The organism is Azospirillaceae bacterium, from assembly GCA_028283825.1.
Taxonomy (GTDB): Bacteria; Pseudomonadota; Alphaproteobacteria; order Azospirillales; family Azospirillaceae; genus Nitrospirillum.
This window is the reverse complement of the sequence record JAPWJW010000004.1, coordinates 531,227-551,777: the sequence shown is the minus strand read 5'-3', so window position 1 is coordinate 551,777 and position 20,551 is coordinate 531,227. Positions and strand designations below refer to the sequence as shown.

Genomic DNA, 20,551 nt, shown 5'->3' with positions numbered 1-20,551 from the left:
CGTGACGGCCAGTTTTGGGCCCAGGGCCCATGCGTCAGGTTCGCATCCTTCCAAAGGGTTGGCCCCCTGAGGAAGCACCTGGGGCCGCCGGCGCAATCCGGCGGCCCATTTTTCTTCGCATCAGGGCGTGCCCTCGCCCGTCCGGGGGTTCTGCTGACTGTTCCAGGGCCAGCGATAGGTGTCCTGGGGCTTCAATGGGGCTGGATCGGTGGCACGGACCAGGGGCCGATAGCCATCTTTCGCCTGCCCAAGGGCGGCCAAGTGGTTAGCGGTCTCGGCACTGGGCACGAACGCCTGGTCGGCCAACGCGTCCGCCACCGGCAAGACAGCCAGGCGCTTCAGCAACGGCGCGTTGTCACGGTTGGGTGTCAAATGGTCCGCCGTGAGGGGGCAACCGCCGGCCGGCCCGCCCGGCCACCGCAGGTCGCCGGAATTCACCTGGAAGAAATAGCGGCCCGCCCCGGTGGGGGCATGGCGATAGAGGTCCACCGCCATGCGATGGTCGTTCACCGTGTCGCCGTCATAAACCTGCCAGCCTTGCAGGACATTGGCGGGCAGTTGCGCCATCTGGGCATCGTCGGTGCCATAGGCGTACCAGGGCGCCAGCATCAGGGTGAAGGCGCCCCGGCGGCCCCAGCCCTGCTCCACGAAGGCGTGGTGGGCCAGGAAGGGTACCGCACCGCCGCCAAAGGAATGGCCGATGATGCCCACGCGCGTCAGGTCCATCGCCGGCCCGGCCGCCGCCACCGCCGCCTGGAACCCCGCCCACAGGATGTCGTAACGCCCCAGGGGGCCCATGGCGCCCAGTAGGGGATAGGGGGCGTAGACCACCACCGCACCACGGCTGACCAGATGGCGGATCATATCCTCATAAAAGGTCCAGCGGTTGGGGCCATAACCGTGGGCCAGCAGGATGACCGGCGACGGGCCGGGCGCGCCCTCCGGCTTCAGCACCAATATGTCCTGCCCGGGAAAGGCGGGATCGGGCACGACCTGGGTCACCATGCCATAGGGACCATCCACCGCCCCGCCGAGGCCGGCCGGCAGGATGGTGCCATCGCACGCCGCCGCCGGCTTGCCGTCGCCCCGCAGGGCCTTCACCCCCTGGCGCGCGACGGCAACGCACCCGCTGCACAACACCAGCATTGCGGCCAAGGCAACGAACCCCAGGCCTCGCATCCATTTCGTCATGTCGCACCTTCGCCCCTGACCATTCGTGAGTGATACGGCGGCACGTCCGCAAAGTTTCCGGCCGGCCTCAGCGGCGACGCACCCCGAAGCGGCGGCGATAGTCGCCGGGGCTGAGGCCGGTGACGCGGACGAACAGCTTGCGGAAGGCGGCGGGGTCCTCGTACCCCACCTCCCAGGCGATCTGGTCCACCGGATCGTTGCCGGCCTCCAGCAAGCCGCGCGCCTTGCCGATGCGCAGGTGCTGGCAATATTCGATGGGCTTCAGGCCGGTGGCGGCGCCGAACCGCCGCTGAAAGGTCCGTTCCTCCAGCCCCGCCATTTGAGCCATGGCGCCGGTGGTGACATCACGGGCGCCGTTCCGCTGCAACCAGTGCTGCACCTTCAATATGGCGGCGTCACCATGGGCCAGGCGGGGGGAAAAGGCGCTGTAGTAGCGCTGTTCCCGCCCCGGCGGATCGACCAACAGGAAGCGTGCGGTTTCCATCATCTCGGTCGGGCCCAGCAGGCGGTCCACCAGGGTCAGACCCAGATCGGTCCAGGCCATCAGGCCGCCGGCGGTGATCAGGTCGCCATCGTCGATCAGCAGCTTGTCGGCATCGACCCGCACCTGGCCAAAACGCGCCGCCAGGGCATCGGCCAGGGCCCAATGGGTGGTCACCGTCCGGCCGTCCAGCAGCCCGGTTTCCGCCAGCAGGAAAGCGCCGGCGCAGACCGATGCCAGGGTGGCGCCCGCCGCGTGGCGCTGGCGCAGCCAGTCCACATACGGCTGGACCGCCGGACCCGCTGGCGGGTCGCCGCCCAGGCTGGGCGGCAGGATGACGATGTCAGGCTCGCCGGCCCCCTGCGGATGCGTGTCGAAGGGTGCGGCCGTGCCCTCCATCCGCCGGTGGCTGACCCGTAGCAGGCTGTCCGCCGTCCCCAGCCGCGCCCGCGCCAAGCGGTCCGCCACGGCGAACAGGTCGGTCAGGCCGTGCACCGCCGCCAGTTGCGCGCGGGGATACAGCAGGATCGCGACATGGGGTGGTGCACCCTTTTTTTTCCATTTGTCGGATTCGCCCCGGTATTTGTCAGTTCCGCCAATCGCCACCGTGCGCCGGGCCGCCTATTCCTGCAAGGGACGGCGAGGATGCCGTCGCATCGGTCGAGGGGAACAATGATGGCAAGCGACACCGCCCTGGTGATTGTGGATTTGCAGAACGACTATTTTCCCGGCGGGCGGTTCCCGCTGGTGGGGGTGGAACAGGCGGCCGCCAACGCCGCGCGCCTGCTGGCCGCCGCGCGTGCCGCGGGCCGGCCGGTGATCCATGTCCGCCATGAGATGCCGGCCGGGAACCCGCCCTTTTTCGCACCGGGATCGGCGGGTGCCGCCATCCACGCCAGCGTGCGCGACGAAGGTGGCGAACCGGTCATCACCAAGAACCGCACCAACGCCTTCCGCGACACGGACCTGAAAGCCATCCTGGATGCGCAGGGTCTCAAGGGCATTGTCCTGGCCGGCGCCATGAGCCACATGTGCATCGATGCCGCCGCCCGCGCGGCGACCGACCTGGGATATGCCGTCACGGTCGTCCATGACGCCTGCGCCACCCGCGACCTGGACTTCAACGGCGTGACCGTGCCGGCGGCCCAGGTGCATGCCGCCTTCATGGCGGCGCTGGCCTTCGCTTATGCCACCGTGGTCACGACGGACGACCATCTGGCGTCACCCTGACCTTCATAGTCCCGGGGGCACGGGGCACCGATTTTCCCGTGCCATTTATGCCACAGGCGAAAGCCGGAAAGTTTGGGCGGCCGGCTCCGTATCATCCACGGACCCGGCCGCCAATTCATCGAAGGGTTAGGCGGACACCCCATCCCCACCCGCACGGATTGCAGTAACTGAGCCACCCGGCGCCCAAATGCGTCCTTATGGCATAGTCACTACGACTAAAACTGTCTCAGTGAAAGTAATATATGCCATAAATCCGTAATAAATAGTCCAAAATCTGAAACGAAACCTTAATTTGCCGCACTGCAACAGCGTGGCTATTACCCCAGCGATTTCATTTACCTGGGGCTAAAAATGCACATTCGTAACCTGATGGGGTCGGCCGCCGCGCTGGCGATGCTGGCCGGGTTCTCGCTTCCCGCCATGGCGCAGCAGGCGCCGGACGCCGCCGCCACCGATGCCGATCAGGTGCAGGAAATCGTGGTGACCTCCACCCGCCGCTCCGCCTCGGAGATTGAGCTGCCGGCCCATCAGATCCAGACGATCATGCCCGGCGCCAGCGCGGTGAAGGCCATCAACATGCTGCCCGGCGTCATCTTCCAGAACGCCGATCCGTGGGGCAACAACGAGCAGAACGAGTCGCTGTACATCCACGGCTTCAACGCCCAGCAGCTGGGCTACACCCTGGACGGCGTGCCGCTGGGCGACCAGTCCTACGGCAACTACAACGGCCTGTCGGTGCAGCGCGCCATCATCAGCGAGAACATCGGCCGCGTCAGCCTGGCGTCCGGCGCCGGCGACCTGGGGACCGCGTCCACCAGCAACCTGGGCGGCACGCTGGCCACCTTCTCCGACGACCCCAAGGCGGAAGCCGGCGGCCAGATCGAACAGGTGTTCGGCAGCTACGACACCTTCCGCACCTTCGCCCGCCTGGACAGCGGCACCTTTGGTGACGGCAACAGCGCCTATATCTCCTTCGTGCGCCAGGATGCCCGCGCCTGGGACTTCAACGGCCAGCAGGGCGGCTACCAGGTCAACGCCAAGTTCGTGCACGCCGGCGAAAAGGGCACCTTCAAGGCCTTCTTCGACTGGTCCGACAAGACCGAGCCGAACGAGGACGCGACCTCGATCAGCGCGACGCAGGCCTACCAGCCCTACACCCGCCCCTTCCTGTACCCGGACTTCACCAAGGCGCTGTCCTACGTCGACGCCAAGGGCAACACGCCCACGGCCCTGGGCGCCAACTATTCCAACTATTTCAGCGCCGCCCAGCGCACCGACTATCTGGGTTACATGAGCTATGACTACCAGCTCAGCGATCAACCTGACCTGGAAGAACCAGGTTTATTACCACCATGACGAAGGCCGTGGCATCGTGGCCCTGCCGATCAGCGGTGCGGCCTCGGTGTTCAACGTCTACTACCCCGGCCAGGACCTGAAGAGCATCCTGGGCGGCAGCGGCTACGGCGTGCGCACCACCGAATACATGATCGACCGCGAGGGCGCCCGCTCCAGCCTGACCTACGATCTGGGCAAGCATGAGATCGAGGCCGGCGTCTGGTACGAACACAACGCCAGCACCGTGTCGCGCCGCTGGTACCAGCTGTCGGTGAACGATCCGCTGACGCCCTACGACGTGCCCACCAACCCGCTGTTCACCCAGGTGCAGAGCCACCTGAGCGTGGACGTGGTGCAGACCTACCTGCAGGACCAGTGGCAGATCCTGCCGACCGTCAAGCTGCAGGCCGGCTTCAAGTCTAGCATGCAGTTCGCCGACGGCACCATGCCGGTGCAGCCGCTGTCCGGTTCCTACAGCGGCACGACCACCAACCTGCCGCAGGGCGAGATCGACACCAAGGAAGCCTTCCTGCCGCAGTTCGGCGCCCTGTGGGACATCACGCCGGAAGACCAGTTCTTCGTGAACGTGCAGAAGAACCTGCGGCAGTACATGACCTACGGCCTGGGCGGCGCCTCACCGTGGAGCCTGGGCAACCAGGCGGCCTTCGACCTGTTCAAGAAGACCGGCAATCCGGAAACGTCCTGGACCTATGAGACCGGCATCCGCGCCGATCACCAGTTCAATTTCGGGCCCATCACCGGCATCGGCGGCCAGATCAGCTATTACCACGTGGACTTCAGCAACCGTCAGCTGCTGATCAGCCCGAATTCCACCCTGACCAGCTTCGTCGGCGGCGTCGGCATCCTGCAGAACGTGGGCAGTGTCACCACCAACGGCGTGGACATCGCCGCCACCATCCATTTGGGCGACCACTTCTCGCTCTATGACGCCCTGTCCTACAACCACTCCGAATACGACCAGAACTATGTCAGCGGCGCCAGCACGGTGCTGACCGCCGGCAAGCTGATCCCCGGCGATCCGGAATGGATGAACCGCTTCATCCTGTCCACCAACTACGGCGCCTTCAGCGCCAACGTCAGTGGCGAGTACTACGGCAAGCGGTACGCCACCTACACCAACGACATGTGGGTGCCGTCCTACTACCAGTTCAACCTGCAGGCCAGCTACGACCTGGGCGCCCTGACCACGGGCATCAAGTCCAGCTCCATCTCGCTGAACATCACCAACCTGACGGACACCAAGGCCGCCGCCACCGTCACGGTGGGTTCGGCCAGCGGCACCTACGCCGCCTACCCCCTGGCCCCGCGCCAGTTCTTCGTGACCCTGAAGGCCGGGTTCTAAGCGTCATCCACCCCGCCCTGGCGGTAATGCCGGGGCGGGTACCATTCATCACGGGTCCAAGCGCGCCGCCGTTTGGACCCGTGATCTTTTCGGCATTGAAGTCGGAAATTGCGATCCTAGCCGATCTTACGGGACCGGCGTCGGCCCGGCTTGGCCATGACCTCGCCTGTGATGTCGCCCAAGGCAACGGCGATGGGCTTGCGATCCGGAAATTCCGCGACCAGGCGGAGCTTGCCCCCCATGGCTGAAACGTAGCTGCTCAGGGTGGACAGCAGCAAATCAGCGCGGCGCTCAATGCGCGACACGCTTTCCTGCTCAATTCCCATCAGCTTGGCCATATGCTCCTGCGTCAGATCCTGCGCCTGGCGCAAATCCCGCAGCGTCAGTTCCTCCTCGATCAGCTCCTTGGTGCGCGCGGCCACGGCCACCCGATCTTCCGGAGTGAGGTCGTTCATGAACTCTTCCAGGCTAACGGTCATTCCTTACCTCCACCCGCCTTATCCAGCGCCTTCAAATGTGCCTCGAAGCGACCATCAGCGACCCGGATAAGATCGCGGTAAAATTGCTTCTCGTTCACCCCCGACTTGGCACCGCCGACCAGAAGGATCGCCTGCCGCCGTGGGTCGAACGCGAAGGCGATTCGCCATGCGCCATCGGGCAGTGCGAAGCGCAGTTCCTTCATGTTCGCATACGCCGAACCATTCAGCGTATCGCAATGGGGCCGCCGGAGTTGGGGGCCGAATTGCTCCAACAACCCTGCCAGCGCGGCGATTTCGATCCGCACCGACTTATCGAACTGCTTGGCCTCCTCAGCGAAGGCCGGGTCAAACCGCACATCCCACTTCATGACAACCTTCAATATGATCTCAGGTGCATATGTCATCAAGAGAATATGACTTTTAGCGCATATACAAGCCTCGGCTAAAGCGCCCAGCCAACATTCCGTCACCACCCCGCGTCCTTGACGCCGTGACGGCCCCTAACCTATCGTCGGGCCGAGCGTTTTCGGTTCCACGTCATGCCCGGTTCGGGCTGGCCATGGCCCGCGGTCCCCGCGGACGTCACACGACCGAAACCCGCTCCCTCACTTCAAGAATCCTCATGGATTCCGCAGCACCGTCCCTATCGGGCGGGGCTGGGAAATGGTTGGGCATGGCGAACGGGCTGGAAACCGAAAACGACACCTGGGATGCCGGCGACATGGGCTGTGGTGAGCTGGTGATGCTGCTGCGCATCCGCCTGCGGACCATGCCGGGCGGCCTGCTGCGTGTCGTCGCCCGCGATAGCGGCGCGCCGGAGGATATTCCCGCCTGGTGCCGCATGACCCGCAACGACCTGGTCCGCCACGACCCTGCCACCCACAGCTTCTGGATCCGCGCCCGCGCCGACTGGGCGTGAGCCCCCTTTATCAACGGAGAACAAACATGTCCGGGAAGTTCGTCGTCTCATTGAGCTGCGCCAAGAACGACACCGACAAGGCCACCGTCGCCTTCGTCATCGCCAACGCCGCCGTCGCGTCCGACAAGGAAACGGTGGTGTTCCTGTCCATCGAGGGCACCCGCCTGTCACAGCAGGGTTATGCTGACGACATCCATGAGGAAGGCTTCGCCCCGCTGAAGGACCTGATCGCCAATTTCGCCGCCGCCGGCGGCACCATCTATGTCTGTTCCCCCTGCTTCAAGAAGCGCGGGCTGGATGAGGACAATCTGGTGCCCGGCGCCAAGATCGTGGGCGGCGCCAAGCTGGTGGAATTCATGGGCGATGGCGCCCCCAGCGTCAGCTACTGAACGGAAGAGGTTGGGGATATGGACCGCAGAAGCTTCATCGCCGCCGGCGCCGGCATCGCGCTCAGCACCACGCTGGCCACGCCCGGCCGGGCGCAAGGCCGCCGGACCCTGCGCTTCGGCGTCGGGCCGCTGCTGCCCTCGCCGGAGGACACCAAGAAAGCCTACATGCCGCTGTTCGCCCACCTGGCGAAGGAGTTGGACGTGGATTTCGACCTGGTGGCCACCACCGACTGGGCCGGCATGGCCGTCGCCATGGGCTCGGGCCAGCTGGATTTGGCGTGGATGGGCCCCTGGGGCTACATCATCGCCAACAACGCCACCGGCTGCCAGGCGGTGGCGACGGTGAAGTATGACGAGAAGCCCACCTACCTGGGCATCATCATCGCCCGGCCGGACGTCAAGGTGGCCAAGTTCCCGGACGACACCAAGGGCATGGCCATCTCATTCGCCGATGTCGGCTCCACCTCCGGCTGGCTGATCCCCAGCTATTACGCCAAGGAGGTCTGGAAGATCGATCCCAAGACCTTCTGGACGTACACGGAGGGCGCCACCCACGCCGCCAATGAGATCTCCGTCAGTTCGGGCCAGGTGGATCTGGCGACCGACTTCGACCGCAACCGCAATGCCATGATCGCCGGCGGCAAGGTGAAGGAGGATGCCAACAAGATCGTGTGGACGTCCGACCCGCTGCCCAACGACGCCATCGTCCTGCCGGCCAACGCCCCGGCCGGCATGGGGGAGAAGGTGCAGAAGATCCTGACCGCCATCACGGTGGAACAGGCCAAGACCCTGCTGCCCAACCGCTACACCGGCTTCGTCGCCGCCAACCACGCCTCCTACGACATGATCGAGAAGGCGGGTATCGCCCTGGGCAAGATCAAGGCGAAGGCCTGAGCATGACCAGCGCGGCGGAGCGGGCGCTACAGGATATGGAGGCGGCGGGCCGGGGTTTCTCCGCCCGCCGCTGGCACCTGTGGCTGACCTGCGCCGCCCTGCTGGCCTTCTATGTCGCCTCATGGCAGATGGCGGGCATCGATTTGCACAAGCTGGCAACCGGCCTGCCCAAGCTGGGCCGCTGGCTGGCCACCGCCTGGCCGCCCGACCTGCATGAACTGCCCCTGTTCCTGCGGCGCACGGCGGAAACGGTGGCCATGGCCGCCATCGGCACCACGCTGGCGACCGTGCTGGCCCTGCCCATGGCCATCCTGGCCAGCCGGCCGCTGACACCCTGGCCGCGCCTGTACTACCCGGCGCGCTGGTTCCTGAACGCGCTGCGCGGCATCGACAGTTTCGTCTTCGCCCTGCTGTTCGTGGCCGCCGTCGGGTTGGGACCGTTCGCCGGCGTGCTGGGCATCGCCCTGCATACCTGGGGCAGTGCCGCCAAGCAGTTCGCCGACCATCTGGAGAATGCCAACCTGGGGCCCTATGACGCCGTGCGCACCACCGGCGCCGGGCGGCTGACCGCCATCCTGTATGCCCTGATGCCGGACGTGCTGCCCGTGCTGCTGTCCACCACCCTGTTCTGGTGGGAATTCAACGTCCGCGCCTCCACCGTGCTGGGCGTGGTGGGGGCCGGCGGCATCGGCCAGGAACTGAAGAACAGCATGGATTTGCTGGATTTCCCCCGCCTGGTCACCATCATCGCCCTGATCCTGGTGGTGGTGACGGCGCTGGACCAGCTGTCCGGCTGGCTGCGCAGGAAGCTGGTGTGATGGATCTGATGCGGGCGGAGGGCCTGGCCAAATCCTTCCACGGCCACGCGGCACTGAGCGATGTCGGCTTCAGCGTGGCGGCGGGTGAGGTGGTGGCCGTGCTGGGGCCCAGTGGAGCCGGCAAGACCACCCTGTTCCGTTGCCTGACCGGCCTGGCCACGCCCGACGCCGGCACGGTGCGGGTGGGGGGCCATGACATCGCCCGGGTGCGCGGCCGCGACCGGCGACGGGTGGCGCGCGATGTGGCCGTGGTGTTCCAGCAATTCAACCTGGTGGGCCGGCTGACCGCCTTGGACAACGTACTGGCCGGGCGCCTGGGCCATGTGCCGGCCTGGCGCGGCTGGCTGCGCCGCTTCGACCGCGCCGACCGCCTGCTGGCGCTGGAATGCCTGGACCGGGTGGGCCTGCTGGCCAAGGCCGGACAGCGGGCGGACAGCCTGTCCGGCGGGCAGCAGCAGCGCGTGGCCATCGCCCGCGCCCTGGCGCAACGCCCCCGCTTGATCGTGGCGGACGAACCGGTGGCCAGCCTGGATCCGGCCACGGCCGCTGGCGTGCTGGACCTGCTGCGCGGCATCGCGCGCACCGACGGCGTGGGCGTGGTGTGCAGCCTGCACCAGGTGGGATCTGGCCCGCGCCGTCGCCGACCGTATCGTCGGCCTGGCCGGCGGGCGGGTGCAGGCCGACCTGCCCACCGACCGCTTCGACGCGGCGGCCTTCACCCGGCTTTACGGCACCTCTTGAGCGGACAGCATCCCATGGACCCCATCGCCAGCCACGCCCACGCCCCCGACGTCTCCTTCGACGGTGGCGACCTTGATTGCGGCAACGGCCTGCTGCTGCTGATCCGCCGCCACATCGACCCGCTGCCCCGTGGGGGGTTGCTGGAGATCCGGTCGTCGGAAATCTCGGTGGATGAGGACCTGCCGGCCTGGTGCCGCATGACCCGGAATGAGCTGGTGTCGTGGACCAAGGTGGGCCGGCAGCGCAGTTTCCTGGTGTGCAAGGGCCTGCTGTCGGAACGCGCCCCAGCGGTGCCCGTGTCGGCGGCGCCCATGGCCCTGGCACCTGCGGCACCCGCCCGGAAGCGCGAACCGGTGGCGGCCCCGCCGGTGCCCGAACTGGCGGTGATGGGCATCGGGTCCTGGCCCCGCCCACGCTGGATGATCGAGGCCATGCACGCCCATGTCGAGGGCCGCCTGGCGGAAGCGGCCTTCCATGAGACGGCCGACGACGCCGTGCGCCTGGCCATCGCAGCGCAAGAAAAGGCCGGTGTGGATTTGGTGACGGACGGGGAGCAGCGGCGCGACAGCTACGCCAGCTTCGTCGCCAGCCGGCTGGACAATTGCCAGCTGATTCCGCTCACCGACCTGTTGCCCCTGGTGGACGATCCGGAAGAGTTCGAGGCGGAGCTGCGCGCCCTGGACATTCCGGCGGGCGACGTACGCCACCCGGCGGTATTCGGGCCCCTGACACGCTCACGCCCGCTGGTGGCGCATGAGGTGGATTTCGCCCGCACGGTGACGGCCCGGCCGGTGAAGGTGGCCCTGCCCGGCCCCTATCTGCTGACCCGCACCATGTGGATGGAATGCATTTCCGACCAGGCCTACGCCAGCCGCGAGGCCCTGGCACAGGACATCGTACGGGTGCTGCGGGAGGAAGTGGCGGAACTGCTGGATGCCGGGGCATCCCTGATCCAGTTCGACGAACCCGTGCTGTCGGAGGTGGTGTTCGCCGGCGCCAAGAACAAACGCAGCTTCATGTGCGGCGCCCTGTCGGAATCGCTGGGGCCCGACCATGAACTGGGTTTCGCCCGCGACCTGCTGAACGCCGTGCTGGCCGGTTTCCCGCATGAACGCACCGCCCTGCACGTCTGCCGCGGCAACTGGACGCCGGACGAAAGTGTCGCCCTGTCCGGCAGTTACGCCCCCCTGGTGGGCACGCTGGCCCAGGTGAAGGTGGGCGCCTATCTGCTGGAGATGTGCACGCCGCGCGCGGGCGAGATGGACATCCTGAAGGCCCTGCCGGTGGATGCCCGGGTGGGCGTGGGCGTGGTCAACCAGAAGCATGCGGCGGTGGAAGCGGTGGACGAGGTGGCGGCGCGCATCGGCCACGCCATCGACCTGTTCGGCCGGGAGCGCGTGCTGCTGCACCCCGATTGCGGCTTCGCCACCTTCGCCGACAACCCCATCTGCGCCGGCGGATCGGCCCAGGACAAACTGGCCGCCATCGCCCGGGCAGTGGACCGCTTCCGCTGACGTCATCACGCTGGGCCCTGGAACAGCGGCCCCCGACGACCTACATTGGTCCACAGCGCGCGACGTCCGGTGGTGGTCATGGATAAATTGCAGGCGATGCAGGTTTTCACCCGCATCGTGGAAGTGAACAGCTTTTCCAAGGCGGCGGACACGCTGGGCCTGCCGCGGGCCTCCGTCACCACCATCATCCAGAACCTGGAAGGGTTCCTGGGCGTGCGCCTGTTGCAGCGCACGACCCGGCGCCTGAGCCTGACGCCCGATGGCGCCGCCTATTATGAGCGCGCCATCCGCATCCTGTCCGACATCGACGAGGCCGAATCCTCCTTCGTCAACATGAAGAAGAACCCGCGCGGCAAGCTGCGTGTGGACATGCCGGGATCCATCGGCCGGCTGCTGGTCATCCCCCGCATCCATGAGTTCTATCGCCAGTATCCCGACATCGACCTGATGATCGGCATGGGCGACCGGCCGGTCGACCTGGTGCAGGACGGCGTGGATTGCGTGCTGCGCGTCGGCCATTTGCAGGACAGCAGCCTGATCGCCCGGCGCATCGGCATCTTCCAGGGCATGACCTGCGCCAGCCCCGCCTACCTTTCCACCCACGGCGTGCCGGAAACGCTGGAGGATCTGGAACGGCACGTGGCCGTGAACTACTTCCACAGCCGCACCGGCAAGGTGGTGGATCTGTCCTTCATCGTCGAGGGTGAGGTGCAGGAGATCAAGGTCGATGGCCCTGTGTCGGTGAACGACGCCGACGCCTATCTCACCTGCGGCCTGGAAGGCCTGGGCCTGATCCAGCCCGCCTATTTCATGGCCATGCCCTACCTGCGCTCCGGCCAGCTGAAGGAAGTGCTGCCCCGCTGGAAGCCGGAGCCCATGCCCATCTCCGCCGTCTACCCGCACAACCGCCACCTGTCGCCCAAGGTGCGGGTGTTCGTGGACTGGGTGGCCGACATCTTCGATGGCTGCCCCCTGTTCAAGGGCCAGATCAGCGAGATGTGCCCCGAGAAGCCGGCGGCCCCGCCAGTGGCGGTCGAAATCGAGGACGAGGCGGAGAAGTGCCTGATCTGCGCGTGAGTAGCGCTACTGGCCAGCAATGCGTGCCCCCATGGCGAAACTACAGAACGCCCTACGGGAATGAATTATGATCTCTATCCCTTAAGGGAAACCATAGAGACGTGATGGTTCGGTCATTTATTGGGAGGCGTTTCCGATAGCCATGGCCATATAGTTCACCAATCTATCCAACGCCTGAAATAGAACATCTGTACTAAACCCGACAATAAATGCCAAACCAAATGACGATATATTAGCAAAGGAAGGCTGGTTACTGCCACTTCCTGGCGTCCAGAACCAAACCAATATAATACCAGAAAATCCACCCAGTACTATTCTATAGGTTATTTGCATCCATGGCGCAGGTGGAATAGAAGAATCAAGTAGTCGCCGTATGTAAAATACTGCTGCTCCGAGCATACCGTACAGGCACGGAAGAATCCAGGACCCAAGAATATTCAGCCCGTCTTTTAATTTATAAATATAAAATGTATAATCCTGTAAATTTAGCGGATCAAAATTGACACTTATAGCTGAATTAAATGCTCTGACCCGCGTTATAAAAGACCCAAGCATGGAATTAATTTTATCGATATCTGGCGCATTAATTATCTGATCACTAACTGGTCTTACGTTATCATCAATAATTCCTTCCTTTGGAATTTTAAATCCAGCGACCTGATTTTTATAGTTTTCCCTATATTTACTTACAATTTGCTCCTGCTGCAATTCTTCTGCCGATTTTCTCCACCAAAAAAAATGGCTTGTTATATTTCTAGCTATATCAATCTCCCTAACAGACTGATCAAGAATTTCTCTATGATTTAGCTCTCTTATATTTATTCTTTCCAGATCAAACAATTCCTTATTAAAGGACTCGTATATTACATCTTTATTTCCACCACCCATCGACTCAAGAACGTCGTCCTTATTCTTCATTAGAAAACCAAGTAACTTTATAACTCTTTCAGAACCCCTAACGTCCTGCAATTCTATTGTGCTCTTATATACTGTACTTGCACGATCATACACCTGCGTCCAATAAGCAGTTACAATGATAAGCAATACGCATGACACAGAAAATACAACAGATGGAATATCTGCTTTACGGCTTTCATGCGGGGACCACCCAGAGCGCAGATCTCTCAGAGTTATCGGCGATATATCCTTTATTAGGCTATTTAACCCTTTCTCTAATTTAAGCAATAAATCAGAATCATTCTGATTATTATCAACGCATTTCCGAGCCTTCTCGATATCATCAAGAAGGTCTATGTTGCGTATTTTCCCATATCTAATAGCAAATTGTGATGCAAGAGTTGAATCTTTGACCAAATCTTCCATTATATTGTTCTTCATAGCACCTCTCCTAACCTCGCACGCCTGGCGTCCATCCCTGCATCGTTGGACAAGCGCAAGGGCTCCCAACAGGACCAGGCGGCTGAGCCCAACACCAAACGTATTGAGTGAAGCAGATACTTCCGGGGACATGCTGAGGTATATATTGAGCCAAGGCTTCCTTGGCCAAAAGATAAGACGCCAAAGCCATTAACATCGACACAGCCACCGCAATGACACGCATGAGAATGCTCCATCGGCAGCGAGTCGCACTTTAATAGCATACGTATCAAAATTTGACAACTTTTAATTGCTGATAGTGACAATTCTCACGCACACGGTCTCATATTCGCTACAGATGGCCGCTACGTGCAATTCCCCTATTTCTCCTGGCATAGCCCCTAGCTTGCCAAAGAAGCGCCCCACACTATAATTTGGCCAGAGACTCTTGGAAACTCCATCTCCCTGCCCTGCCCCTAACTGGAGCCAGAGCACCACGCCCCAACATCCCGATTATGCGGTTTTTTCTAAATAGATTATTCGGATTATCGCATATTCCGCTTAGCGCACCGTTCGCTATGATGGGATTGTTGCTGCACCGCCGTTGAGCGTCAGCGACAAGGGCCCTCCGAAGGCCCGCTTCTTCAATTCCGCCCCGTCATCGGGGCCCCAACCAGTTTACCCGCGCCTGGCCGACCTTTCCCCGAAGAGGTGAAGGGCCTGGGCGTGTTTCAGCCGGTGCGAGCCGGGACGTCCGTCCCGGCCCAGCCACCCGAAAATCGATGCCTGGCAGCCTGCGCCTGGTTCCTGCGGCCGATACCGCCGCCCGCCTTCCGCCGTTTCGACGCCGGAAAACGGGACGCGACCGCCACCGGAATGCGGCAAGGGTGTGGGCATCACCCCAACACGCGAGGACAAAGACATGGCCGCACCGACTTTCGGCGTCCCTGACGGCGCCCCCGATCTTCACATGGACACCGGCCGCCGGGTTTCCTCCCGCCGGTCGTTCCCGACCCTGCCGTCCTTGTCCACCTGGGCGATGCTGGCGGTGCTGGCCGTTCCCGTGGCGGGCCTGAGCCTGTTCGCGGCGGCCGCCCTGTGCGACCTGATCCCCTTCATCGGGGTCATCCTGCGCGGCTTCTGACGTTCACACATCTGTCCGGCAATCCGACACCCAATGCTGCGCCGCCGCGTGGCAGGGGCTTTTTCCGTCCTGTCGCCGCTTGATTGTTCTGTTAATCCGAATTGTGTAGCAGCGATCAACAGATTTATTCGCCAAACAGAAACCCATACAGTCCACCCTGTTCCAAACCAGGAGGGGCGCCCCGGCGCCCATGTGAAATGCCTCGCCTCTCGCGCCCGAAATCTCGTGAAATTACCGGCACCTCCGCCGTGGGGACCGACGGTGCTGCGGCCGGGATCACCGTGTGCGAAACCCGCATCCCGGGCTACGCCCAGGATGTGACCCTGCGCCTATACACGCCGGAGGTGGCCCGCAGCGGGTCGCGGCCGGCCCTGCCTGTCGTGCTGGTCTTCCACGGCGGCGGTTTCACCAAGGGCGGGCTGGACGACGCCGACGGGGCCGCCCGTTTCGTCGCCACCCATACCCCCGCCTTCGTCATTTCCGTGGGTTATTCCCTGGCCCCGGACCATCCCTTCCCGGCCGCCCCGGGCGACGCCTTCCGCGCCGCCCTGTGGGCGACCGAACACGCCAAGGATTTCGGCGGCGACGGCAGCCGGCTGGGTGTCGCGGGCTATGACGCCGGCGGGCACATCGTGGCCAGCCTGACCTTCATCGCCCGCGACCAGGGCGACCTGCCCTTGAAGGCCCAGGTGCTGGTCGGCCCCATGCTGGACCCCAGCCTGACCCGGGTGGGCGACGAACAGGCCCTGGGGTCCGACATCACCGTGGCCGACTGCGCCAAATGTTACCGCGCCTATCTGCCTGAGGCCTTGCAACGCCTGCACCCCTATGCCGCCCCTCTGGAATCCATGCGTCTGGGCGGCCTGCCGCCGGCGCTGATCATCACCGCCCAGAACGACGTGCTGCACGTCGAGGCGGAGAAGTACGCGGGCCAACTGATCGGGGCCGGAATCCCGACCGAGGTGACCCGCTTCCCCCGCGTTTCCCATGCCGACCTGGCCGACCACCCATCGGTCCTGGCGGCCACCGCCAACTTCCTGGGGCGGCGCCTGCGCGCCCCCTGACCAGCATTTCCAAGGAGTTCCCCCATGTCCAATTCCCGTACCAAGCTGGTGCTGGCGCTGGCCACCGGCGTCGCCGTGGTCGCCATCGGCGGCTTTTTCGTGCACGGCCCCAGCACCGCCCAGGCCTCGTCGCCCGCCGCCGCCCCCCCGGCGGTGGAGGTGGACGTCGCCCCGGTCATCAACCGCACCGTCGTCGACTGGCAGAGCTATTCCGGCCGGCTGGAGGCGGTGGAGCATGTGGACATCCGTCCGCAGATCTCCGGCCCCATCGTCGCCGTCAACTTCAAGGACGGCGCCCTGGTGAAGAAGGGCGACCCGCTGTTCACCATCGACCCGCGCCCCTTCCAGGCGGAAGTCGACCGGGCGGAAGCCACCCTGATCTCGGCCAAGTCGCGCCAGCAATACGCCACCACCGACCTGGAGCGCGCCCGGCGGCTGATCACCAGCAACGCCATCCCGCAGCGTGACCTGGACGACCGGCTGAACACCTTCCAGCAGGCCGGCGCCGACGTGAAGGCGGCGGAAGCAGCATTGCAGGTGGCCAAGCTGAACCTCAGCTACACGGTGGTGGTGGCGCCGGTCTCGGGCCGTGTCTCCCGGGCGGAGATCACGGTGGGCAACATGGTGGCCGCCGGTGCCGCGTCGGTGCCGCTGACCACCCTGGTGTCCGTCTCGCCCATCTACGCCTCGTTCGACGTGGATGAGCAGACCTACCTGCGCTACATCGCCAGCGTCCGGGACAACGCCGCCCCGGTACAGCTGGGCCTGGCCACCGAGGACGGTTATTCCCGCACCGGCGCGGTGCAGCACGTGGACAACCACCTGGACACCACGTCCGGCACCATCCGCGTGCGCGCCAAGTTCGATAACGCCGACGGCCTGCTGGTTCCCGGCCTGTACGCCCGCATCAAGGTGGGCGGCAGCACGCCGCACGACGCCCTGCTGGTGGACGACCGCGCCATCGGCACCGACCAGGACAAGAAGTACGTCCTGGTGGTGGGCGAGGACAACCACGTAGCCTATCGCGAGGTCACCATCGGCACCATGCAGGACGGCCTGCGCGTCATCACCAAAGGCCTGAAGGCCGGTGAGCGCATCGTCGTCAACGGCGTGCAGTTCGCCCGCCCGGGCGATGCCGTGAAGCCCAAGAACGTTGCCATGGCGGGTGAAACCGCCGCCCCCGACACCCGGCAGGCCGCCGCGGGTTCGTTGTAAGACGAACCGGCACGGGCTCCGTTCCCATCGAGATCCATCATGAATATCTCGCGTTTCTTCATCGACCGGCCGATCTTCGCCGGCGTGCTGTCGGTGGCCATCTTCGTGGCCGGCCTGATTTCCGTCTTCCAACTGCCCATCTCGGAATATCCCGAGGTGGTGCCCGCCACCGTGGTCGTCCACGCCCAGTATCCGGGCGCCAACCCCAAGGTCATCGCCGAAACCGTTGCCGCCCCGCTTGAGGAGCAGATCAACGGCGTCGAGAACATGATCTACATGCAGTCGCAGGCCAACAGCGACGGCAACGTGGCGATCACCGTCACCTTCAAGCTGGGCACCAACCCCGACCTGGCCCAGCAGATGGTGCAGAACCGGGTGTCCCAGGCCCTGTCCCGCCTGCCGGAGGACGTGCAGCGCCTGGGCGTGACCACCATCAAGTCGTCGCCGACGCTGACCATGGTGGTCCACCTGATCAGCCCCAACGACCGCTACGACATGACCTATCTGCGCAACTACGCCGTCCTGAACGTGAAGGACCGGCTGGCGCGCATCCAGGGCGTGGGCGAGGTCCAGGTCTGGGGCTCGGGCGACTATTCCATGCGTGTCTGGCTGGACCCGCAGCGGGTGGCCCAGCACAACCTGACGGCCGATGACGTGGTCAAGGCCATCCAGGAACAGAACGTGCAGGTCGCGGCCGGCGTCATCGGTTCCTCCCCCACCGTCAAGGGCGTGCCCCTGCAGCTGTCCGTCAACGCCCAGGGCCGCCTGCGGACCGAGGCCGAGTTCGGCGGCATCATCCTGCAGACCACCAGCGATGGCGGCGTCACCTACCTGCGCGACGTGGCGCGGGTGGAGCTGGCGGCGTCGGAATACGGCCTGCGGGCATTGCTGGACAACAAGCCGGCCGTGGCCATGGCCATCAACCAGGCGCCGGGCGCCAACTCGCTGGCCATTTCCGACCAGGTGCGCGACACCATGAAGGAACTGGCGGCCGACATGCCGCCGGGCGTGGAATACCGCATCGTCTATGACCCGACGCAGTTCGTCCGGTCCAGCATCCACGCCGTGATCCACACCCTGGCCGAGGCCATCGCCCTGGTGGTGGTCGTGGTCATCATCTTCCTGCAGACCTGGCGGGCGTCCATCATCCCGCTGCTGGCCGTGCCGGTTTCCATCGTCGGCACCTTCGCCCTGCTGCTGGGCTTCGGTTATTCCATCAACGCGCTGTCGCTGTTCGGCATGGTGCTGGCCATCGGCATCGTGGTCGACGACGCCATCGTCGTGGTGGAAAACGTGGAGCGCAACATCGAGGCCGGGCTGTCGCCCAAGGAAGCGACCTACCAGGCGATGCGGGAGGTCAGCGGCCCCATCATCGCCATCGCCCTGACCCTGGTGGCCGTGTTCGTGCCGCTGGCGGCCATGAGCGGCCTGACCGGCCAGTTCTACAAGCAGTTCGCGATGACCATCGCGATTTCCACCGTCATTTCCGCCTTCAACTCGCTGACCCTGTCCCCCGCCCTGGCGGCCCTGCTGCTGAAGGGGCACCATGACGGCCAGGATTGGCTGACGCGGGGCATGAACATGGTGTTCGGCCCCTTCTTCCGGGCCTTCAACAAGGTGTTCCACCGCGGCTCGCAGGCCTATGGCGGCGGCGTCACCGGCGTCATCCGGCACAAGGGCCTGATGGCCGGCCTCTATGTCGTCCTGCTGGGCGTCACCTTCTACCTGGGCAACCTGGTCCCCGGCGGCTTCGTGCCGGCGCAGGACAAGGACTACCTGGTCACCTTCGCCCAGCTGCCCAACGGCGCCTCGCTGGACCGGACGGAGGACGTGATCCGCAAGATGTCGGAGATCGCCCTGAAGGAACCCGGTGTGGCCAACGCCGTGGCCTTCCCCGGCCTGTCGGTCAACGGCTTCACCAACAGCTCCAGCGCCGGCATCGTCTTCGTGGCCCTGCAGCATTATGAGGACCGGCCGGGCCATGTGGACGCGGGCACCATCGCGGCCCACCTGCGCCAGAAGTACGCCGCCATCAAGGAAGGCTACATCGCCGTCTTCCCGCCCCCGCCGGTGATGGGCCTGGGCACGCTGGGTGGCTTCAAGCTGCAGCTGGAGGACACCGGCGCCCTGGGTTACGAGGCCATGGCCAAGGCAACCAACGACTTCGTGGGCAAGGCCATGAAGACGCCGGAGCTGGGGCCGACATTCTCCAGCTACCAGATCAACGTGCCGCAACTGGACGTGAACCTGGACCGCGTGAAGGCCAAGCAGCTGGGCGTGTCCGTCACCGACGTGTTCGACACCATGCAGATCTACATGGGTTCGCTGTACGTCAACGACTTCAACAGCTTCGGCCGCGTCTACCAGGTGCGGGTGCAGGCTGACGCGCCCTTCCGTTCCCATGCCGACGACATCGGCCTGCTGAAGACCCGCAACAACCAGGGCACCATGGTGCCGCTGTCGTCGCTGGTCACCGTGACCCCCAGCTACGGTCCGGAAATGGTGGTGCGCTATAACGGGTACACCGCCGCCGACATCAACGGCGGCCCGGCCCCCGGCTTCAGCTCGGGCCAGGCCCAGGCAGCGGCGGAGCGCATCGCCCATGAAGTGCTGCCCCGCGGCATCAAGTTCGAGTGGACGGACCTGACTTACCAGCAGATCCTGGCCGGCGACGCCGCCCTGTGGGTGTTCCCCATCAGCGTGCTGCTGGTCTTCCTGGTGCTGGCCGCCCAGTACGAGAGCCTGACCTTGCCGCTGGCCATCCTGCTGATCGTGCCCATGAGCCTGATGTCGGCCCTGGCCGGCGTATGGCTGACGGGCGGTGACAACAACATCTTCACCCAGATCGGCTTCATGGTGCTGGTGGGCCTGTCGGCCAAGAACGCCATCCTGATCGTGGAGTTCGCCCGTGAACTGGAAATCCATGGGAAAACCCCCGTCCAGGCGGCGATCGAGGCCAGCCGCATGCGGTTGCGTCCCATCCTGATGACGTCCATCGCCTTCATCATGGGTGTGGTGCCCCTGGTGACGTCGAGCGGCCCCGGTGCCGAAATGCGCCATGCCATGGGTATCGCCGTGTTCTTCGGCATGCTGGGCGTGACCTTCTTCGGCCTGGGCCTGACACCGGTGTTCTACGTGATCCTGCGCACCGTCGCCGGCGGCAAGCTGATCACCCACGAGAAGGACTTGGCCGAACCGGGTCACGAAGCCGAACAGGCGCAGCACGCCGCCTGATCCTCAACCATCGCCACCGCCGCCCTTCCTCTCCCCCTACGGGGGCGGCAGTGGCACAGAGGCCCAGGTCCCTCACCGGACCTGGGCCTTTTTTGTGGGCGCAAACTTTTGACAAAAAAACGTTGATATCCCACATTCATGCTTTA

General features: G+C 64.5%; 18 protein-coding genes. 13 read left to right on the top strand and 5 right to left on the bottom strand.

Going from position 1 to position 20,551, the window contains the following annotated elements; all coding sequences use genetic code 11:
- Nucleotides 1–120: 120 nt before the first annotated feature.
- Both PW843_26635 and PW843_26630 read right to left on the bottom strand, forming a co-directional pair.
- Nucleotides 121–1,155 carry a hypothetical protein gene (locus PW843_26635; GenBank protein MDE1150147.1) on the bottom strand — a complete coding sequence of 345 codons (1,035 nt, stop codon included), beginning with the start codon at nt 1,153–1,155 and terminating at the stop codon, nt 121–123.
- Nucleotides 1,156–1,258: 103 nt separating this feature from the next.
- On the bottom strand, nt 1,259–2,278 hold the full coding sequence (locus PW843_26630) for a GlxA family transcriptional regulator (protein MDE1150146.1): 1,020 nt from the start codon (nt 2,276–2,278) through the stop codon (nt 1,259–1,261).
- Between the two features lie 66 nt (nt 2,279–2,344).
- Here PW843_26630 and PW843_26625 point away from each other — a divergent pair, with 66 nt between their 5' ends.
- The 3 genes from PW843_26625 to PW843_26615 all read left to right on the top strand — a co-directional run bounded on the left by PW843_26625 (nt 2,345) and on the right by PW843_26615 (nt 5,600).
- Nucleotides 2,345–2,902 (top strand): cysteine hydrolase family protein, encoded by a 558-nt coding sequence (locus PW843_26625; protein MDE1150145.1) that lies wholly within the window; start codon nt 2,345–2,347, stop codon nt 2,900–2,902.
- 351 nt (nt 2,903–3,253) lie between these two features.
- Nucleotides 3,254–4,258 carry a TonB-dependent receptor gene (locus PW843_26620; GenBank protein ID MDE1150144.1) on the top strand — a complete coding sequence of 335 codons (1,005 nt, stop codon included), beginning with the start codon at nt 3,254–3,256 and terminating at the stop codon, nt 4,256–4,258.
- Nucleotides 4,200–5,600 (top strand): TonB-dependent receptor, encoded by a 1,401-nt coding sequence (locus PW843_26615; GenBank protein MDE1150143.1) that lies wholly within the window; start codon nt 4,200–4,202, stop codon nt 5,598–5,600. Before PW843_26620 ends, PW843_26615 begins: the two co-directional genes overlap by 59 nt.
- 116 nt (nt 5,601–5,716) lie before the next feature.
- Here the strand turns inward: PW843_26615 and PW843_26610 are convergent, their stop codons facing one another.
- The gene (locus tag PW843_26610; protein MDE1150142.1) at nt 5,717–6,079 is read right to left on the bottom strand and encodes an XRE family transcriptional regulator; all 363 of its coding nucleotides are present in this window, start codon (nt 6,077–6,079) and stop codon (nt 5,717–5,719) included.
- Nucleotides 6,076–6,447 (bottom strand): type II toxin-antitoxin system RelE/ParE family toxin, encoded by a 372-nt coding sequence (locus tag PW843_26605; GenBank protein ID MDE1150141.1) that lies wholly within the window; start codon nt 6,445–6,447, stop codon nt 6,076–6,078. Before PW843_26605 ends, PW843_26610 begins: the two co-directional genes overlap by 4 nt.
- A 305-nt stretch (nt 6,448–6,752) precedes the next feature.
- Between PW843_26605 and PW843_26600 the strand changes: the two genes are divergently transcribed.
- The 6 genes from PW843_26600 to PW843_26575 all read left to right on the top strand — a co-directional run bounded on the left by PW843_26600 (nt 6,753) and on the right by PW843_26575 (nt 12,431).
- A complete protein-coding gene (locus PW843_26600; protein MDE1150140.1) occupies nt 6,753–6,998 on the top strand; it encodes a sulfurtransferase TusA family protein in 246 nt (81 codons plus the stop codon).
- A 26-nt stretch (nt 6,999–7,024) separates the two neighbouring features.
- Entirely contained in the window at nt 7,025–7,387 is a 363-nt protein-coding gene (locus PW843_26595) for a DsrE family protein (GenBank protein ID MDE1150139.1), read from the top strand.
- Nucleotides 7,388–7,405: 18 nt separating this feature from the next.
- Complete coding sequence (locus PW843_26590; GenBank protein MDE1150138.1) at nt 7,406–8,281, top strand: phosphate/phosphite/phosphonate ABC transporter substrate-binding protein; 876 nt, start codon at nt 7,406–7,408, stop codon at nt 8,279–8,281.
- 2 nt (nt 8,282–8,283) lie between these two features.
- Nucleotides 8,284–9,099, top strand: coding sequence for a phosphonate ABC transporter, permease protein PhnE (gene phnE, locus PW843_26585; GenBank protein MDE1150137.1), 816 nt, complete (start codon nt 8,284–8,286; stop codon nt 9,097–9,099).
- Complete coding sequence (locus tag PW843_26580) at nt 9,099–11,354, top strand: ATP-binding cassette domain-containing protein (protein MDE1150136.1); 2,256 nt, start codon at nt 9,099–9,101, stop codon at nt 11,352–11,354. The genes phnE and PW843_26580 overlap by 1 nt, the downstream gene beginning before the upstream one ends.
- 96 nt (nt 11,355–11,450) lie before the next feature.
- Entirely contained in the window at nt 11,451–12,431 is a 981-nt protein-coding gene (locus PW843_26575) for a LysR family transcriptional regulator (GenBank protein ID MDE1150135.1), read from the top strand.
- A gap of 117 nt (nt 12,432–12,548) precedes the next feature.
- Here the strand turns inward: PW843_26575 and PW843_26570 are convergent, their stop codons facing one another.
- Nucleotides 12,549–13,769, bottom strand: coding sequence for a hypothetical protein (locus PW843_26570; GenBank protein ID MDE1150134.1), 1,221 nt, complete (start codon nt 13,767–13,769; stop codon nt 12,549–12,551).
- Between the two features lie 901 nt (nt 13,770–14,670).
- Between PW843_26570 and PW843_26565 the strand changes: the two genes are divergently transcribed.
- From PW843_26565 to PW843_26550, 4 genes are all read left to right on the top strand, one after another.
- Nucleotides 14,671–14,892 carry a hypothetical protein gene (locus tag PW843_26565; protein MDE1150133.1) on the top strand — a complete coding sequence of 74 codons (222 nt, stop codon included), beginning with the start codon at nt 14,671–14,673 and terminating at the stop codon, nt 14,890–14,892.
- A gap of 197 nt (nt 14,893–15,089) precedes the next feature.
- On the top strand, nt 15,090–15,956 hold the full coding sequence (locus PW843_26560) for an alpha/beta hydrolase (protein ID MDE1150132.1): 867 nt from the start codon (nt 15,090–15,092) through the stop codon (nt 15,954–15,956).
- Nucleotides 15,957–15,980: 24 nt separating this feature from the next.
- Nucleotides 15,981–17,171, top strand: coding sequence for an efflux RND transporter periplasmic adaptor subunit (locus PW843_26555; protein ID MDE1150131.1), 1,191 nt, complete (start codon nt 15,981–15,983; stop codon nt 17,169–17,171).
- Between the two features lie 39 nt (nt 17,172–17,210).
- A complete protein-coding gene (locus PW843_26550) occupies nt 17,211–20,405 on the top strand; it encodes an efflux RND transporter permease subunit (protein ID MDE1150130.1) in 3,195 nt (1,064 codons plus the stop codon).
- Nucleotides 20,406–20,551: the final 146 nt, after the last annotated feature.

Bases quoted from the DNA above. Each gene is read 5' to 3' on its own strand.
- PW843_26590 (MDE1150138.1), top strand. From the start codon at position 7,406: ATGGACCGCAGAAGCTTCATCGCCGCCGGCGCCGGCATCGCGCTCAGC.
- PW843_26605 (MDE1150141.1), bottom strand. From the start codon at position 6,447: ATGAAGTGGGATGTGCGGTTTGACCCGGCCTTCGCTGAGGAGGCCAAG.
- PW843_26580 (MDE1150136.1), top strand. From the start codon at position 9,099: ATGGATCTGATGCGGGCGGAGGGCCTGGCCAAATCCTTCCACGGCCAC.
- PW843_26615 (MDE1150143.1), top strand. From the start codon at position 4,200: ATGACTACCAGCTCAGCGATCAACCTGACCTGGAAGAACCAGGTTTAT.
- PW843_26565 (MDE1150133.1), top strand. From the start codon at position 14,671: ATGGCCGCACCGACTTTCGGCGTCCCTGACGGCGCCCCCGATCTTCAC.
- PW843_26620 (MDE1150144.1), top strand. From the start codon at position 3,254: ATGCACATTCGTAACCTGATGGGGTCGGCCGCCGCGCTGGCGATGCTG.
- phnE (MDE1150137.1), top strand. From the start codon at position 8,284: ATGACCAGCGCGGCGGAGCGGGCGCTACAGGATATGGAGGCGGCGGGC.
- PW843_26560 (MDE1150132.1), top strand. From the start codon at position 15,090: ATGCCTCGCCTCTCGCGCCCGAAATCTCGTGAAATTACCGGCACCTCC.
- PW843_26610 (MDE1150142.1), bottom strand. From the start codon at position 6,079: ATGACCGTTAGCCTGGAAGAGTTCATGAACGACCTCACTCCGGAAGAT.
- PW843_26595 (MDE1150139.1), top strand. From the start codon at position 7,025: ATGTCCGGGAAGTTCGTCGTCTCATTGAGCTGCGCCAAGAACGACACC.
- PW843_26570 (MDE1150134.1), bottom strand. From the start codon at position 13,769: ATGAAGAACAATATAATGGAAGATTTGGTCAAAGATTCAACTCTTGCA.
- PW843_26555 (MDE1150131.1), top strand. From the start codon at position 15,981: ATGTCCAATTCCCGTACCAAGCTGGTGCTGGCGCTGGCCACCGGCGTC.
- PW843_26550 (MDE1150130.1), top strand. From the start codon at position 17,211: ATGAATATCTCGCGTTTCTTCATCGACCGGCCGATCTTCGCCGGCGTG.
- PW843_26625 (MDE1150145.1), top strand. From the start codon at position 2,345: ATGATGGCAAGCGACACCGCCCTGGTGATTGTGGATTTGCAGAACGAC.
- PW843_26575 (MDE1150135.1), top strand. From the start codon at position 11,451: ATGCAGGTTTTCACCCGCATCGTGGAAGTGAACAGCTTTTCCAAGGCG.
- PW843_26600 (MDE1150140.1), top strand. From the start codon at position 6,753: ATGGCGAACGGGCTGGAAACCGAAAACGACACCTGGGATGCCGGCGAC.